General features: G+C 28.0%; 11 protein-coding genes. 10 read left to right on the top strand and 1 reads right to left on the bottom strand.

The genetic code is table 4. From position 1 onward, the window contains the following. Nucleotides 1–197 precede the first annotated feature (197 nt). On the bottom strand, nucleotides 198–8,972 hold the full coding sequence (locus tag AB5V95_RS00500) for a hypothetical protein (protein WP_369085962.1): 8,775 nt from the start codon (nucleotides 8,970–8,972) through the stop codon (nucleotides 198–200). Between the two features lie 706 nt (nucleotides 8,973–9,678). Here AB5V95_RS00500 and rpsF point away from each other — a divergent pair. From rpsF to AB5V95_RS00550, 10 genes are all read left to right on the top strand, one after another. Continuing rightward, a complete protein-coding gene (rpsF, locus tag AB5V95_RS00505; RefSeq protein ID WP_027122754.1) occupies nucleotides 9,679–10,104 on the top strand; it encodes a 30S ribosomal protein S6 in 426 nt (141 codons plus the stop codon). Between the two features lie 18 nt (nucleotides 10,105–10,122). Beyond that, nucleotides 10,123–10,572, top strand: a complete 450-nt coding sequence (locus AB5V95_RS00510) for a single-stranded DNA-binding protein (protein ID WP_027122753.1) — start codon at nucleotides 10,123–10,125, stop codon at nucleotides 10,570–10,572. A gap of 14 nt (nucleotides 10,573–10,586) precedes the next feature. Next, entirely contained in the window at nucleotides 10,587–10,904 is a 318-nt protein-coding gene (gene rpsR / locus AB5V95_RS00515) for a 30S ribosomal protein S18 (RefSeq protein ID WP_027122752.1), read from the top strand. 75 nt (nucleotides 10,905–10,979) lie between these two features. After that, nucleotides 10,980–11,336: a hypothetical protein gene (locus AB5V95_RS00520; protein ID WP_027122751.1), complete on the top strand. Its 357-nt coding sequence runs from the start codon at nucleotides 10,980–10,982 to the stop codon at nucleotides 11,334–11,336. Then, nucleotides 11,323–11,718, top strand: a complete 396-nt coding sequence (locus AB5V95_RS00525; RefSeq protein ID WP_027122750.1) for a hypothetical protein — start codon at nucleotides 11,323–11,325, stop codon at nucleotides 11,716–11,718. Before AB5V95_RS00520 ends, AB5V95_RS00525 begins: the two co-directional genes overlap by 14 nt. An 83-nt stretch (nucleotides 11,719–11,801) precedes the next feature. Further along, nucleotides 11,802–13,007, top strand: coding sequence for a replication-associated recombination protein A (locus AB5V95_RS00530; RefSeq protein WP_369085963.1), 1,206 nt, complete (start codon nucleotides 11,802–11,804; stop codon nucleotides 13,005–13,007). 8 nt (nucleotides 13,008–13,015) lie between these two features. Then, a complete protein-coding gene (gene pheS / locus AB5V95_RS00535; RefSeq protein WP_369085964.1) occupies nucleotides 13,016–13,957 on the top strand; it encodes a phenylalanine--tRNA ligase subunit alpha in 942 nt (313 codons plus the stop codon). Nucleotides 13,958–13,970: 13 nt separating this feature from the next. Beyond that, a complete protein-coding gene (locus tag AB5V95_RS00540; protein WP_369085965.1) occupies nucleotides 13,971–16,139 on the top strand; it encodes a phenylalanine--tRNA ligase subunit beta in 2,169 nt (722 codons plus the stop codon). Between the two features lie 155 nt (nucleotides 16,140–16,294). Further along, the gene (gene recA / locus AB5V95_RS00545; RefSeq protein ID WP_369085966.1) at nucleotides 16,295–17,293 is read left to right on the top strand and encodes a recombinase RecA; all 999 of its coding nucleotides are present in this window, start codon (nucleotides 16,295–16,297) and stop codon (nucleotides 17,291–17,293) included. A gap of 69 nt (nucleotides 17,294–17,362) precedes the next feature. Next, complete coding sequence (locus tag AB5V95_RS00550; RefSeq protein WP_027122745.1) at nucleotides 17,363–18,169, top strand: TIGR00282 family metallophosphoesterase; 807 nt, start codon at nucleotides 17,363–17,365, stop codon at nucleotides 18,167–18,169. The last annotated feature ends 1 nt before the right edge of the window (nucleotide 18,170 follow it).

Genomic DNA, 18,170 nt, shown 5'->3' on the forward strand with positions numbered 1-18,170 from the left:
GAATATTGATTACAGTACAAAAATAACCAAACTCAGAGAAAAAAAGCTAAAGTTGCCTCTTCTTTGTTTGGTTATTTTTAATTATTTATAGCGTTTCAATTTCTATTTTACTTGCAATATTACATAATAAAAATCTGGAAATTATTATCCAGATTTTTACTTTTTAAATTTTATATTTAATTGGTTTTAGATTGTTATTATGCACCTTGACCATTAATTTTTAATATTTCTTTATCAATTCATTTTATGTGTTCATCTAAATCATCTAATGTTTTAGATAAGTCATTCATCATTTGTTGATGAATTTCATATAGTTGATTTAGTTTTTCATGATTATCTTCAGTTATAGCTTGTTGTAATTGACTTCATTTTGCTCTAACTTCATTTAATTTATCTTCAAATGCTTGGCCATTATTTGTAGAAGAATTTTCTCTCTTAATATTGATTATTAAGTTTTTGATATCTTTTCACATATCTAAATGATCAGGATTAATAGTGTAATCAGGAGAAGATATTTCTGTTTTTAGAGATTGTATAGCGTTCTTTGCGCCATTTCACTTTTCATCATGGAAAGCATTAATGTAATTTGATCATCTTTCGATGTCTTTTCTAAATCTACGAACAACCCCTTTTGGATCGTTATTTGATTCGCTCATCACGTTATTGAAATCATTTACTAAATCAGTATTAACAGGTCTATTACCTATTTTAACCTTAAATGTTTTTATTTCATTAATTGCGTTTTTAACTGTGATTAAAAATTCTGAATAAACTTCTTTTTGGGCATTTGAAGAATATTTAAATGATTTAATTTTTCTAATTGAATATGATAATTCTGAATGTTTATTTTGAATTTCAATATTATTTCCTGAAATTTCATTATTTATTGGTTCACTAACAATATATCCGGTTTCACCACTATTCAACTGTTTTTCAATATTATTAAATGCAATGGTTAATGAATCAGGTATTGTATGAATAGCGTTGACGTCATTTGCTTTAAAGTGTTGCACACCTGATTCGGTAAGAACATAAGGCTTAACTTCTGTTCATGCAGTTACTTTAAGACCTGTAGAATCGCCAGATTTTTCTCTTGGGTCTATAGCGGATAATCAGCTAACTCTAATATATTTTGCTTCAATAGGTGTGAAAGAAGTTCTTATTCTTACTATTGACTCATTTTGTCAATTATTTTTATTCATACTTCCCGTATCTCCTCGAACTTGTGCATCTTGATCGAATGAATTGTTTCTATTGTTTTTTATTGCCGACGGGCTTGTCTTTAATTGTTTAATTGCACCAGTTCTTCTATCTATTGCGCTTTCATTAAATCAGTCATAATCATAAATATGACTTTGGTTTTGAACACTGTTTCATGAAATTCCATCATCAGAATAGGAAATACGAACTTCTCTTGGAACATGCCCATCATATCTTTCTTCATTTTGTTCTCCAAAACCACCAGAAAATCTAATATATAAATCCAATTTAGTGTATCAGGCAGATTCTTCGCCAGCACCATTGCTGTTTTTTTTGTAAATAACAAAATTGTTATCATTTTGTTCTTTATTATAAGAACTTCATAATTCAAATCTTGAAGTAGGACCATAATTATTGTCCACAAGATTATTAATATTATCGTTTGAACCCCGGCCTGTGTAGCCTAAACTTCATTCCGGTTTAACTCCTAATTGATTACTTCCTTGTAATTTAGTTGTCATTCCGTTATTAAAAGTAACTCTAGAACTTCTTGTTCCAAAAATTTTGAATTCTTTTATTTTTGTATCACCTTGATATAGATTATATGTAACTTCTCCTAAAGTACCGACAGTGGTGTTTTTATCAACAGCCGTTTCTACACCTGAAGATAATTTTTTATATGATTGGTTATCTTCTAGTTTTGGTAAAACATTATAAACATTTGTATCTACAGAAGCTCAGAATTTATTATCTGAAATCTCTTCGAAATTAGTTTTTAGTGTAAATTCAGAATTATTAAATTTTGCATTTTCTGGATTTTCATCAAATTCAAGCGCCATTCTTGCTTCATCAACCCTTGGTATTTCCGTGTTTTCTATAGCATTTATTATTTTTGTAATATCAGATTCATTAGAAAGTTCGGTTTGGTCTTTTAAATTAATGTTAGCAATGTTTTCCTTAGCTGTTCTGTATGTATCGTTTGCAGGAAGTTCTTCTAATTTTAATTTTAATGAATTAATTAGAGTTGTCATTTCGTTAAATTCATTATCTATTTGTGCTTTAAATGCATTAATTTCATCAACTTCATCAGCGTCTTCGCCCTTTTCGTTTAATTTAGCTGTTAAATCAGATCTAACTGTATTGTTTGCCGGTAATTTATTTGCTAAGTAATTTGAAATAGTTTCAATAGCACTATCTAAGTTAGTCTTTAATTGTTTTAATTCAGCTTCGATTGCTTCTAATTTACTTATTTCACTTAATTCTTCACCATTATTCTTACTAATATCTGAGCTAACTAATTTATTTACTTCAACACGTTTAGGGTTATTTGTTGGTAATGCTTCTAAAGCTGCTTGAATAAGTTCATATTTAGCAATAAAATTATTAACTTCTGTTGTAGCTACATCTCTAATTTTTTTATTAATTTCAGAAACTTCGTCATGGTCACTATTCATAGAATCTAAAAGATTTTGTAATTGAGCTCTAAGAGCATTTCTAGCTGGTAATTTGTTAATTTCGTCTTGAGCTTGTTTTTTAGCTTCTGCTAAGTCTTTATTTAATTCAACAAGTTCATCTTTTAATGCTTGGAATTCACTTCTTTCTTTTGGATGAGTTTTGCCATTAACATCTGTACCTTCGATTAATTGCTTAATTTCAGATTTTCTAGGGTTAGAATCTTTAAGATTTGCATTATTTAATTGGACATTAATTTCTTGTTTTAATGAATCAATAGCCGTTTTTTCTACTTCTAATTCATTTTTAATAGTTGTTATTTTATCCGTTGTATTAACCAATTCTCCGAAATAAGTATCAGCCATTGAATCTTGATGTTTAACTTTTACTGAATTGCCTTCAGGTAATGATTTGTGAACTTCTCTAGTAGAACTTAATAATTCGGTAATTTTTGTTTTTTCGGCAGTTATTTGTTCTTTTAAAGCAATTATTTCACTTTCTTCATTAACATCTTCTGCTAATTGATTTGTTGAAACATTTAATTTTGCAATTATTCCCATTGCCACTGAATTTTCTGCTTTTGCATTTGTTGGTAATTCTGAATCAATGAATTTTTTAACTTGGTCTATTGCATTTAATAATTTAGTTTTTTCCGATTCTGCACGACTAATTAAAGCATTAACTTTTTCTAAATTATTTATGTTTTCACTTGTTGCTGCTTCGCTAGCTATTCTTACTTTTTCAGCATTATTATTTGGAAGTTCATTTTGAAGTTGTTCTAATGAAGTTTTTGCAGCTTTTCAAGCGATTGCAATTTCTTCGGCATCGTTACCTGATTTTTGGATTTTTGCAACTTCGTTATTATCTGAGTCTTTTTGTTTTACTTTTTCTTTAATTGATTCGTAATCTGCGTGGCCAACAAGTTGTTCAATTTTTTCTAAAGCAGCATCAACTGCTTCTTTTATTAATCTCGCTTCTTCTTCGGCAACTCTTTTAATTTGTTCAATTTTTGAAATTGCATCAGCTTCTGAATTATTAATAGCTTCTAATTCTGTTAATTTTGAAGTTCTGATGTTGTTTCCTTGAGGAAGTGATTCAAGTTTTTCTCTCGCTTCTTTCTTTCTGTCTTCAAAGTTCTTGAATGCTTCAGCAGCATTTTTGATATCTTGAATATCACTTGCTGTTAAATCATCTCTTAAGTCTTCAGTATCTGGTTTTTGTAATAAACTTAGTAATTTTTGTTTTTCTTTACCATCTTGGATTGAATTAATAGCTTCTTTAGCTTGAGTATATGCTTCGTTTCTAGCTCTTTCTTGTTGTTCATTGCTTGATGATATTTCATTTTCAATTTCTTCAAGTTTATTTATTGTTCTGTCTGCATCATTAGAGCTATTCATTAAATTATTTACTTTATTAATTAAGGCTTGTCTTTGAGCAGGGTCTTGTATTTTATTTGCATCTGCTATTAATTTTTCCGCTTTAGCTTCTAATTCGTTTTCTAATGTAACTTTATTTAATAATTCTTTAAGTTCAGAAATATTTTTTGTTTTATCGTTAATAGCTTCTTGAAGTGCTTTTTTCTTATCTGAAAGTTCTTTGCCTTCTGTTTGTCCTAAAGCTTCAATAGCTTTGTTTCTTGCATTAGCAACAGCTGCATCGGCTTTATTTTTTAATTCATTTAGTTTTTCTTCTGTTTGATTTTGTTCGTCATTTAGAGCTTCATTCAATGAATCGTGTGAGTCTGCTTCATCACCATTTGCTTGTAAACCATTGGTTAAGTCTATAGCGGCTTTTGTTGCTTCTTTTAATTCATTAATTTTTTGATCTACTGAAGTAACGATACTTTCTAACGCTGCTAAATCAACAGTTCTATGAGTTTCGTCATCTGAAGGGGCCGCTTCGTCTTTTTTAGCAATTAATGTGTTTTTCAACTCGCTACCATCTTGTAATTTTGCTAAGGCATCATTTACAGCTTTTCTTTTATCTTCGATTTGCTTATCTTCTTTAGCTTTTTCTTTTTGTGCTTCTTCAAGAATTCTTTGAGCTTCTTCTATTGTTGTTGCTCTGTTTAATTCTTCTTGTAGTTTAGCTTTTGCTGCTGAATCTTTCAATCTTAATTTATTAATTTCAGCTTGCGCATCTGATTTTTTAGTTTCAAACGCTTTTTGAGTTTCAACTTTATTATCTAATTTATTAGCTTCTTCAGTCGCTGCTGCTGGATCTGTAATTTTATTGATTCTATCTAGTTCAGCTTCAAATTCAGATTTTTTAGCCGAGTCGTTAATTAGGGCTATTTTTTGTGCTAGTTGTTCTTTTTTAACTGTTAAACTTTCGGTAACTCTTTGCTCTTCGTTAAATGCTGCATCAATGTCAGTTGATAAACTTTCTAAAGCAGCTTTTACAGCTTCAGTATCTTTGTTTGGTTCATCATTTTCGTTTTTTAGGGCTTTATCTAAATTAGCTAATAATTCAGTTTTTTTGCTTTCTGTTTGAAGAGCATTTATTCTTTGTCTTAATTCATCTGCTTTGGCTTTGTTAGCAACTTCTTTATTTTTATAATCTAAAGCATTTGCTCTAATTGCATCAGCTTCTTCTTTTGTTGTTGCTTTGTCTAAAGCTGCTTTTAGTTCAGCTTTCTTAGCTTCGTTTTGGATTTCATCAATTAAATCAGATGCAGCTTTTCTAGTATCTGTAAATTCTTTTTTCTTTATGATTTCATCTTTTTTAGAAATAACTTCATCTGTGTCTGTTGCAGATTCTAGTTCTTGGGCTAATTTAGCTCTTTCTTCTTCAGAAATATTTGTAGCAGAATCTAATTCTTTTTTAGCTTTTTTCTTTTCTTCTTCTTTACTTTCTTCTGCTTGAGCTTCTTTTAATAAATCATTAAATGTTTTGAAGTTAGAAGTTTTATCTTTTTCAGCTTCAGCTATTTTATTTAATAGTTCTGTTTTCTTAGGATTTGTTTCATCTAATTTATTAGCTTCTTCTCTAGCTTCGGCCAATTTATTATTAATTAATTCTTCGGCTTTAGCTTTGATTGCATCTCTTTGTTGTTCGGTAGAAGCATTGACTAATTCAGAATTTAGTTTAGTCATTTCTTCTTCTGCGCCAACTAATCTATTGATTGATCCTTTTGCTTCGTTTAATGCAGTAATTAATTTTTCTTCAGCTTTTTTCTTAGCATCTTGAGCAGCTTTTTTAGCTTCGTCTATATTTTCGATCGTACCACTGTTAATATCGTTTATTAATTTTTGTTTTTCTTCTGAGTCATTTAATCTATTAACCACTGATAGAGCTTCATGTTTAACAGCTTGAAGTTCTAATTCTTTATTAATTTTTGCTTTTTGGCTATCAACTTGTTCAATAGCATTATCTTCTGAGGTGTTAATGTTGTCTAAAGAACTAATTAATTCATTTTTCTTAGATTCTGGAAGATTTGAGTTATTAATGCTATTTTTTAAATCTTCAATTCTTTTGTTAGCCAAACCTTTAGTTCCGATTTGATTTCCTAAAATTGATTGTGCTTGTTTTGAAAGTTCTTCAAGTTTTTTAGCAACTTCTGACGCTTTAGATTTTTTATTTTCATGTTCAATAATTTTATCTATTTTAGCTTTTTCGTCAGCGAATTCTTCAAGTGTTGAAGTTTCCTCGATATTAGATATCATATCTTGTTTTTGAGCATCAGATAAATTAGGGTTAGATTGAATCAAGTTTTTAATAACTTCTTTTTTATCTTTTAATAATGAAGCTTCTGAATTTTCGGCATTTTGTTTTTTAAGTTCTTCATCAATAGCTTTTTCAACTTCTTTTATATCTTTTGCATTTTGCTCTTTTAATACTTTTGTTAATGCATCTTCTTTTTCTTTTAGTGATTCTAAACTATTAATTGATTCAACTTTTTCTTTTTCAGCTGTTTTTTGTTCTGGAGTAAGGTTTGAAGATTCAATTCTAGAGTTAAGAATTTCTTTTTGTTTTTCAATTAACTTGTCTGAACCTTTTTCAGCAATAATAGCCTTTTCAGCTTCTTTTATAAGTTTATCTAATTCAGTTTGTTTTGAAGCTGTATCTAAATCATTATTATTTAAAACTTCTGAAAGTTTTTCTTTTAATTGATTTGATGTAGTTTCTGATAAACCTTCGATTAATTTATTAAGTTCAGAAGCTTTATTTTCTAATTTTTCTTCAGGTGTAACTACAGCATCTGATGCTTTTTGTTTTAATTCTGATGCTTTGTCTGAATTTGAAACTTTGTCTGCTAAATTATTTAAGTAATCTAAAATTTGTTTAGAATTATCATTCAATGTTTCTTCAACATTTTTTAAGGCTTGTGTTAGCTCTTCTTTTTTGTTAGGGTCTTTTACATCATTGATTAATGATTCTAATAATTGTTTTTCATTATTGTTACGAGATAATTGACCTTCCTCTTTAGAATCAAGAATTGCTTCTGCTTCATCAATTATTTTGTTAATTTGACTTAATAATAAATCTTGGTGATTGTTTAATTGATTTAATAATTCTTGCTTTATAGGGTTAGAATCATCTAATTTTGAAACAAGTTTTTCAGCTTTGGTTAGTGCATCTTTTTTATCTTCTGAATTCGCTTCATCTTTTGCTTCTGAAATTATTTTTTGAATTTCGTTATGATCAGAGTTTGAAATTGAGTTTAATTTTTCTTTCAATTCCGATTTTTTGGGTTCTTCAAGTGTATCGATTAATTTATTAGCTTCTGCTTTTGCTTCATTAAAGGCAATTTGTGCATTAACTCTATTTGAAATTTCTTTTAATGATTGTAATGCATTTGCTGCTTCGCGGTTTAAGCTTTCTAATTCTGCTTGAATTTTTTGTTTTTCATCAGCTGATAATGATGATTTATTAATTAGATCAGCAACAATTTCTTTTTTAATATCAAATGCTGATTTTGAAGGGTTTTCATTTTCAGATGTTAATTGGGTATCAATTTCATCTTCGATAGAATTTAATAATTCTGCAACTTGTTTTGAATTTTGTTTTTCTTTTTCTTGATTTAGTTGATCTTCAATTATTTCTTTATTTGTATTAAATTTTGCTAAAGTGTTAGCTGACTCTAAATCTGCTATCATTTTTTCTTTTTCAGATGGTAATAATGTTGATGCATTGATTTTTTCTTTTAATTGTTCTTTTTTAGCTTTTAATATTTCGCTTTCTGATAATGAAGTTTTTAAAGCTTCTTCAATTGCCTTTTCAACAGCCTTAATATCATTTTCTTTTTGGTTAGATAAAACTACTTCTGCCTTTGCTGAAGCTCTTTCAAATTCTTTTTCGCTATCGGTAGCTTTAATTTTTGCGATTTCTGATTTTTTTGCTTCTGTTGAAAGAGTAGAAGAATTTATTCTTTCTTCTAGCATTAGTTTTTTTGCTGCCAATAATTTATCTGCGCCATCTTCTTTTTTAATTTCTTCTTCAATCTTCTTTTGAATTTCAGATAATTTTCTCAAAGAAGCAACTGGGTTTTCACTAGAATTTTCAATAGCTTTATTTAACGAATCAATTAAGTTTTTTAATTCTGCGTTATCTGCTTGTAAATTGGACTTAGCGAATTCTTCTAATTCAGCCTTTTTAGCTAAAGCTTCTTCTTCAGGTGTTAAAATTGCTTTTGAAATTTGTTCTTTTAGAGATTTTTTTGTTGACTCATCTTTTACTAAATCTGCTAATTTGTTTAAGCCATTTTCTCTGTTTTTATATACAGATGTATCATCTTCTAAAGCGTCAAGTTTTTCTTTGAAAAGATCTGATTTTTCTTTATTGTTAACTTTAGTAATTAATAAGTTAATAAAGTTTTTTGTTTGTTTATTTTCAGAAACTCTTCTTGAACGATCAGCTTGGTATTCTTTTTCAGCTTCTTTTTCTATTTTATAAATTTCAACAATTTTAATATCACCTTTATTTAAGTCGTTTAACAACTTAGCTTTTAGTTTATTGTTAACTTCTAAACGGTTGATTGCTAAGCTTGCTTTTAATTTTGCTTCTCTGACTTTTTCAGGGTCTTCTTTACCGGCTTTTGCTTCTTCTATAGCAATTCTTGCTTCTGCACTAATTGCAATATAGTCTTCGTAAGTTTTTGCCTGTAATAATTTTTCTAATAAACCAGGTTTTTTATAAAAATTATCAGGAATTGCATTAACTAATTCTGTGGCTTCTTTTTTTGAAGCTTCAAACTTAGCTTTTTTGGTTAAAATAAGACCAGCCGCAGTTCCTCCGGCTGCTGCACCTAGTAATAAAAGGGCGGCCGTTGTAGCTATGGCTATCTTTTTATTTTTCTTCTTCTTATTATTATCTTTCATGGTTTCCTTCCTTTATAATAATTAAAAATTATATGAGTTTTTGGTAAATTTACATTATTTTTATAAAATAATGTTGGCACTCAATAAATTTTAAATCATGAAGCAAGAAATGCCACAGAGAAGTAAATAGCTAATTTAAGGAAAATTTTAAATTTAAAGTTGTTAAATTAAAAATAAAAATGAATATAAATATTGCCGTTTGCAATTAAAGTACAACCTATATTTTTATAATTACTCTATGTTAAATTTTATGAATATCGTATAGTATTTTTTTGTCATTTTCATAACGAAAAAAATGATAATTAGTTATGGTTAATACGATTTATTTTAATGTTTTTTAAGAATCGAAATTTATAATTTTTTATTTATTTTTTTTGTTACTTTCTTAGTCTAAAAAACATAAAAAGTTTATTAAAATTGAATATAAAATGCAAACTATTTATGAAATTTTTAATTTTATTAAATAATGTTATTTGTTGTTTAAAAATTTAAATAAAGAGACTTTAATCTTGATTCTAATGTATCGTTTTTTTAATAAATAAAATATCGTTCAACATCGCAAAAGACAATAATTCTTAAATATTTAATACTATATTATTATTATTTATATATAATATTATCGTTAAAATATTTTAAACATTTATATTTAACAAGGGTGAGACTCCTTGACCTAACATGGTCCAAATGTCCAGAAGGAGAAGAAATAATGTCAAATTATGAAATTATGATTCTAGTAAACCCTCAATCTACCGAAGAAGAAGTTAAATCATTACTTTTAACTGTGTTACCAGAAGACACAAAATTCGAAAGATTGGAAAGAACTGAATTAGCTTATCCAATTAAAAAACTTTCTCGTGCAACTTACTATCTAGTTTCTACAAAAGCTGCTCCTGAATTAATGTCAGAATTAACAAGAAAATTAAATATCGATAAAAGAATTTTAAGATCTTTAATTATTAACTTAGATTCTGAAAAAGGTTTAAAACCATCTAAAGCAAAAAGAAACCACAGAAGACCAGTAAACAGAGACAATAAAAAACCATTTGTAAGACCAAACAAAGAACAAAAAACAAATGACGAAGTTAAAAGCGAAAGAAAACCAAGAGCTAAAAAACCAGTTGACGCTGAATAATAAATTTGAGGAGGAATAATGAATAAAGTAATTTTAGTAGGTCGTTTAAGTAGCGCACCATATAAAGGCGAAACAGCTTCTAAAGTCGAATATTCAAGATTTACGATAGCAGTAGGAAGACAATACAACAGTATTAATGGGGAATCAGTTACTGATTTTATTCCATGTATTGCTTGAAGATTCCAGGCAGCTTTTGTAAATAAATATTTAGACAAAGGATCACATGTTTTGGTTGAAGGTTCATTTCAATCATCTCGTGTAATCGGCCAAGATGGCCCTACAAATGTTTACGTTGTAAACGTTGAAAGAGTTCAATCATTGGAATCAAGAGGCGTATCTGAAGAACGCAGAAAAAATTCTAGTTCAACAGAATATTCAATTCCTCAATCATCTGAAGAAAAAAATCAATCATTTGATAATGAAGAAGTTGCTAATATTTCAAGCGATGACCTTCAATTAGAATGATAATTTAAGGAGTTAATATGGCAAGAATTGTTCGTAAAAAACCTTTCATTCGTAAACGTCCATGTCAATTTTGTTTAAGTAAATCACCAGTTACATATGTTGATTACAAAAACGAAGAAGTTCTTTCAAAATTAGTTAACTTACAAGGAAAAATTTTATCATCACGTATTACCGGTACATGTGCTAAACACCAAAGAGCAGTTTCATTAGCTATTAAAAGAGCAAGATTTGTTGCTATTTTACCTTACTTAGGAACAGTAAAAAGAGAAAAGAAAGTACAAGAAGTTAAAGAAGAAGCTAAAAAAGTAGAATCAGTTCAATCAACAAATAACTAGAAAATCTGCAGATTATAACCCCATATTTGGGGTTTTTCTTTTTAATTTTTTTTAAAAATAAGTAAAATTTTAATCATGACTAGAAAATTTTCAAATTTATTAATTATTTCAACTATTGTTGCCTTGATTAGTTCAATAATGTTATTATCAATAGCAATTTTGTATGAACAAAATAAACCTTGAGAACTAAAAATATTGGCTTATGTATTTCTAGGATTTTATTTATTACATTTACTATTAGTAACTTTGATTTATATAAAAGTAAATGTTAGAAGCATATCTTTTGAATATTTTATCTTCGTACTTTTTGGCTTTTTAATTCCAATTGTTCAACTGTTTTATAACCTGATTTTAAAATTAAAAGGCATTGATTATTATCGAGATAATTATTCAACAACAAATATAAAAGGAAAAAAATATGAAAACAACTAAAAACTGATACAAAACACTTTTTATAATGCAACTAATTTTTTCTATATTAGGATTAATGGCTTTTGCTTTTTTTGTTTATGCTATAGTAATAAATGCTCAAGCTACTATAAAGTTTCAAAACACTAGTTATGATAAATTAAGTGAAGAAGAAAATGCATATATTAAAAAATACGGATTGATTTTTTTATCTGCCCTATCTTTATTTTTAATTTCATTAACTGCAAATATTGTTATTAACATTTTTGCTGGGATTGCAAATTATAAAAATAAAAAAATGAAACTGATGTTTTTATCACTTGCTGGCGCATTAGTATCTAGAGTTTTCTCACTAACTTCAGCGATTATTTCACTTAAATATTTAAAAAATTATGGCGAAATATAATAATTTATTTTAAGTGGCTTTTTGGCCACTTTTTCTTTAAAAAAATCGAGTTATTTATACTGTTTATTTTATAATTATTAAATATGAAAGCAAACCTCGCGAATTTAATTAGACCTAATAATCTTGATGACTTTGTCTGCGATAAAAATAAAAAGTTTTTATTCAAAAGTATTATCGATAATCATGATTTTAGATCATTTATATTTTATGGTAAACCAGGAACCGGGAAAACCACAATATCTTATATTTTGGCTTATGCATTAAATGCAACATTTGATTATTTTAATGCAGCGATAGATAAAAAAGAAGATTTAATGGTCAAATTAAAAAATAATGATATTTTGATTATTGATGAAATCCACCGTCTGAATAAGGATAAGCAAGACATTTTATTGCCCTATTTAGAAAATGACATGATTACAATTTATGCAACAACAACCGAAAATCCTTATTTCAAAATAAATCCAGCTTTGCGATCGCGATGTTCAATTATTGAAATAAACAAACCTTCTAATCATGATTTAGAAATAGTTTTGAGTAAAATTGTAAAAAAAGACAATATCGAAAATAAAATTAGCCAAGAAATTATTGAATATCTTGCAATTCAAGCTAATGGAGATTTCAGAAATGCAATTAATAATCTTGAATTGGTTATGCTTTTATATAAAAATAAAGATTTAACGCTTGAAGAAATTAAGACTGTTATTCCTTCACTGCAATTTGCATCAGATGAAAAGAATGATAATCATTATGATTATTTAAGTGCTTTTCACAAATCATTACGTGGTTCAGATTGTGATGCGGCTTTATATTGGGCCACCATAATAATAAAATCTGGCGACTTTGATGGCTTATTTAGAAGAATGATCTGTGCAACTTATGAAGATGTCGGGATTGCCAATCCCAACTTAGCTCAGCAAGTTATGTTAGCCATTGAAGCTTATGAAAGACTTGGCTTGCCTGAAGGGTATTTGCCAATTTCGAATGCAATTATTAATATTTGTTTAAGTCCAAAATCTAACTCAGCTTATCTAGCGATATCGAAAGCAAGAACATTAATTGAACAAGGTAAAATTTATGATGTTCCAATTCATTTAAAAGATGCACATTATGCGTCAGCATCTAAATTGGGTCATGGCATTGATTATAAATATCCTCATGATTATTTAAATCATTATGTTAAACAAAATTATTTACCCGAACAATTGCTTAATGAAAAAATCTATACTTCTCAAAATATAGGTTATGAAGCAAAGTTAAAAGAGTATTGAGAAAAAATTAAAAAATAGGAGTTTTTATGAAATTTGAATTAGAAAAAATAAATAGTATTGAAGATTTAAAATTAGTCAAAAATCAATTTAATAATTCAGAAGAATTACTGAATTTGATGCAATTACTAAAAAGTGCGCCAAAAGAAGAAAAAGCTGAATTAGGTAAAAAAATCCAATCACTTAAAGCTGAGGCTGAAGAGTTTTTTGAAGCTGCTAAGAAACGTTTGAATGATTTAGAAATTGCTAAAAAATTATCTGAAGATTTTGAAGATTATGCTTATCCAGTTGCTTTTGATGGTTCACTTCATCCGATTAATTTGGTTAGTCAAAGATTTAGAGAATGATTAATTTCAAACGGATATTTTGAAGAACAATTTAGCGAAATTGAAACTGATGAATATAATTTTGAAAGACTAAATATTCCTTCATCTCACCCAGCTAGAGATATGCAAGATTCGCTTTATTTAAATTCAAATGAATTGCTAAGAACACACAATACTGGTATTTCAGCTCGTATGCTTGAAAAGTATGCAAATCAAGAGTTTTCTCAATTTGCAATTGGAAAAGTTTATCGTAATGACGAAGAGGATCGTACACACACTCACCAGTTTACCCAGCTTGATTTAGTCAGTGTTGGAAATCATTCATTTGGAACTTTAATTTATACACTAACCGAGTTGCTTTCTTATGTCTTAGAAGAAAAAGTAAAGATACGTTTAAGACCTTCATATTTCCCATTTACCGAACCTAGCGTTGAAGTTGATGTATTTTTTAAAAACAAATGAATCGAAGTTTTGGGTGCGGGAATGTTGCATGAAAATGTTTTAAAAGCAGCAGGATATACTAATGATATGAATGCAATAGCTGCCGGGATTGGTATTGAAAGAATTGCCATGATTAAATATGGTATTGAAGATATTCGTGAACTTTATACAAATGATCAAAGATTTTTAAAACAATTTAATTAATTAGGAGGATAAAATGATTTTTTCATATAAACAACTATGCCGTATGGCTAATTTAAAAAATGTATCAGTTGAAGAAATGGTTAATGCTATTAATTCAATTGGTTTTGAAGTAGAAGAATATCATAAATTTGCCGATGTTGAAGGTATTAAATTCTGTCATGTTTTAAACGTTTATAAAAACCCAAATGCAGATAAATTAACAGTGTGTGATGTTGAATATGCCGATGGAACAAAATCGACTATTCAAACAAATGCAAAAAACATGCATGTGGATGATTATGTTATGGCATTTGTTCCTGGCTCAAGATCTAAAAAATTGGTTTTACAATCAAGAATGATGCAAGGAATTATTTCAGAAGGTATGTTTGTGGGTCTTCATGAAATAGGTATTGATGAAAGTATTGCTGCTGAAGATTCTTTTGATGGCATTTTTCAAGTTGGTAAGGTTGATCTAAATCTTGACCCTATTGAATATTTTGATTTAGATGATTATATAATTGATGTGTCAATATTATCTAATCGTGCTGATGCATCTTCATATTTAGTTTTTGCAAAAGAATTAGCAGCTTATTTTGATACAGAGGTAGCACCACTTCCTAAAGCAACACCAACATTGTCAAGTAATTTAAAAGTCGGTCATTTAAAAGATACACATTCGTTTAGTTTGATCGAAGCAAACAACACAGATTTGAAATTAACAATACAAGAAGAATTTTTATTATGAAAACACGGGATTAAAACATTTAGAAACGCAGTTGATATTACTAATTTAGTTTTAATCTACACTGGCGTTCCTTGCCACGTTTATGACAAAAATCAATTAAAATCAGAAGAGTTTACTGTTGAGTTTAGTTCAGACAAAGTAAATATTTTTGGTAATAAAGAAGTTCAACTTGATAAAAATTTAGTAGTTAAAAATGCTGATGAACCAGTTTCATTAGCGGCTACTATTGGACTTGAAAATTATCAGTATACAAACAATGCTAAGCAAGCTGTTTTTGAATTAGCTTCGTTTAATTTAAAAGAAGTAAGAAGAAGCGCTAAACAAATTAAATTTGATACAAATTCTTCAAGTCGTGCTAATAAAGAAATTTCAAATGGTGAAATTGTTATGGCCTATAACTTTTTAGCTCAACATCTAAAAGAATATTCTCCTCAAATTAACGCTCCGAAAGTTAATAAAAAAACTATTTTATTAGACACTCGTTACATCACTAAATTTGCTGGTTTTAATATAACCAAGACAAAGAGATATCAACAAGTATTAGAAAAATTAACAAAACTTGGATTTAAATTTAAATCTGATTATTCAGCGGTTTCGTTTCCGACATATCGTTATGATTTAAAAAATATGCAGGATTTTGTTGAAGAAGTATTTAGATTTTATGGATACGATAATTTTCCATCAAAACAACCAAAGATTACAAGATTAAATTTAAATAAAAGCATTGAAGATAAATTCAATAATATTTTTAAAGATAAAGGTTATATCAATGTTAGAACCTACACATTAATTAAACCAGAAGATAATATCTTTAATCCATTTGAATTTTTAGAAACTTTTAATGCTGAAGCTTCTAAAAATTATGATCATTCACAAATTAGAAAATCAATGATACATTCTTTATCAAACGTTTTAATTCATAATGAAAAACAAGGTATTGAAAAAGGTTCTTATTTTGAAATTGGTATGATTTCAAAACAAATGAATGTTTTGGGAATTGTTTCTAATCAAAAAACATTTAACGAAATTAAAACCGACATTATTTCATTAACAAATAAAAAATTAACTTTTAAACCTTCTAACAAATCATGTTTTAATCCTAATGCATCATTTGATATATATCTTGGTGAAACTTATGTAGGATATATTGCTAAAATTCACCCTTCATTATTAAATACGCAAGCTATATTTTCAGAAATTAAGTTAGATGAACTAACTGATAATAAAGTTATTTTTAAAGACTACAAACATGCTCCTTTAAAAACTAGAGATATTACAATTTCATTAAAAACTAATGAGTCATTAAATGAAGTTATTGAAAAAATAAATAAAATTATGGGTGTATTTAAAGTATCAGTAAAAGATGTTTATGTAAAGGATGAAAATACAACTAATGTTACTTTATCAGTAATTTTAGAAGAATGAGCAATCAAAAGATTTGAACAAACTTTTAAATAATTAATGTCACGCATTTTTTGCGTGATTTTTAAATTAGTTTATAATCTAATAAGTTAGCAAAAACATAGATTTTCTTTAATTTTTCGCTCTTATTTCGCGTTTGTTTAAATTTTGTTAATCTAGTTTGTAAACTTTGATTATATGAAAGGAAAAAAATGAAAGATTTAGAAGAAGAAAGAAAAATATTAAAAGAAACACTTAAAGAAATTGAAAAGAAATTTGGTAAAGAATCAATTATGATTTTAGGAGAAAAACCAGATATTGTATGCGAAACATTTAGTAGTGGTTCAATTGCCATTGATAAAGCTTTAGGCATAAAAGGATGACCAAAAGGCAGAATTGTAGAAATTTTTGGTCCTGAAAGTTCTGGTAAAACCACAATTGCTTTACATGCAATCGCTGAAATTCAAAAGGCCGGAGGTATTGCTGCCTTTATTGACGTTGAACATTCAATTGACCCTAATTATGCTAAAAATTTAGGTGTTGATATTGATAATTTATTACTATCTCAACCAGATTCTGGAGAGCAGGCATTAGAAATTGTAAATACTTTAACACATACGGGAGTTATTGATTTAATCGTGGTAGATTCTGTTGCCGCATTAGTGCCTGAAGCTGAATTAAAAGGCGATATTCGCGATCAAGTAATTGGTGGACAGGCTCGTTTAATGTCTCGCGAACTTAGAAAAATTACGGCAAGCTTATACAAAAATAAAACTACAATAATTTTTATTAATCAAATTAGAGACAAAATCGGAGTTGTGTTTGGCAATCCTGAAACAACACCGGGAGGCAGAGCTTTAAAATTCTATTCTTCAATAAGAATGGAAGTTAGAAAAGTTCAAAATATTACTCAAAATGGAGATGTTACCGGCAATCAAATTAGATGCAAGGTAGTTAAAAATAAGTTAGCTTCTCCGTATAAAAATGCTCAAATTGAGATAGTTTTTTCAAAAGGTATTTCAAAATCAGCGGAATTAATTAATTTGGCTGAAGAGTATGAAATTATTAATAAAAAAGGTTCATGATATAGCTATAATGGCGAAAATATTTCACAAGGTCAAACCAATTTACAAATTCTATTAGAAAATAACCTTGATTTATATCAAGAAATTAAAGCTAAAGTTATTGAAAAAATTGAAAATCAAGGCTAAAAAATAAGCTTTATTTTTAAATAAAGTTACTTTATTTAATTAGTTTTTGTTTAGAGTATAATTTACTTTATGAAAAAAGACGATCTTAATATTTTATTTTTAGGTGATGTGTTTGGTTTGCCAGGCATTAGAATGGTTGAATCACATCTACCAGCATTAATCGAAAAATACGACATTGATTTTATTATAGCTCAAGCAGAAAATGTTTCAGGTAGAAAAGGGTTTGAACCTGTTGATTATCGCCGTTTGAAAAGAGCTAATATTAATGCCTTTACTTTAGGAAATCACGTTTGAGCAAAAGATAAAATTTCTGAAATTATTAATAATGAAGATTTAATTAGACCTGCAAATATTGAAAATAAATATCCAGGCAAGGGAGTTAGAGTTTTTGAAGTTAAAGGCAGTAAAATTGCAATTATATCTTTAATGGGAATTACATTTAACCCTCTTTTAGAACCTTGAGAAGAGCAATCTGCAAATAACTTTTTTGATGAATTTGACAAAATTTATGAAGAAATTGATGCCGATTATTACATAGTCGATTTCCACGGTGAAACAACATCGGAAAAATCAGTATTTTCATTATATGCTGATGGGAAAGCATCTGCTGTGTTTGGAACACATACACACGTTCAAACAAACGATGCGAGAATTTTACCTAAAGGAACATATTTTGTAACCGATGCCGGAATGTGCGGACCAATGAATTGCGCAATAGGATCTAATTTTCAAGAAGTTTATGAAAAAATGAGATATGGAGCTTTTTCAGCTTTTAAAGTGTCAAAAAATAAATGCCAACTTAATGGAATACTATTTACATTAACAAAAAATGATAAAAATAAAAAAATTGAATTAATCAATATTCAGGAGCAATAGT

The organism is Metamycoplasma spumans, from assembly GCF_041026625.1.
GTDB classification, from domain to species: Bacteria; Bacillota_I; Bacilli_A; order Mycoplasmatales; family Metamycoplasmataceae; genus Metamycoplasma; species Metamycoplasma spumans.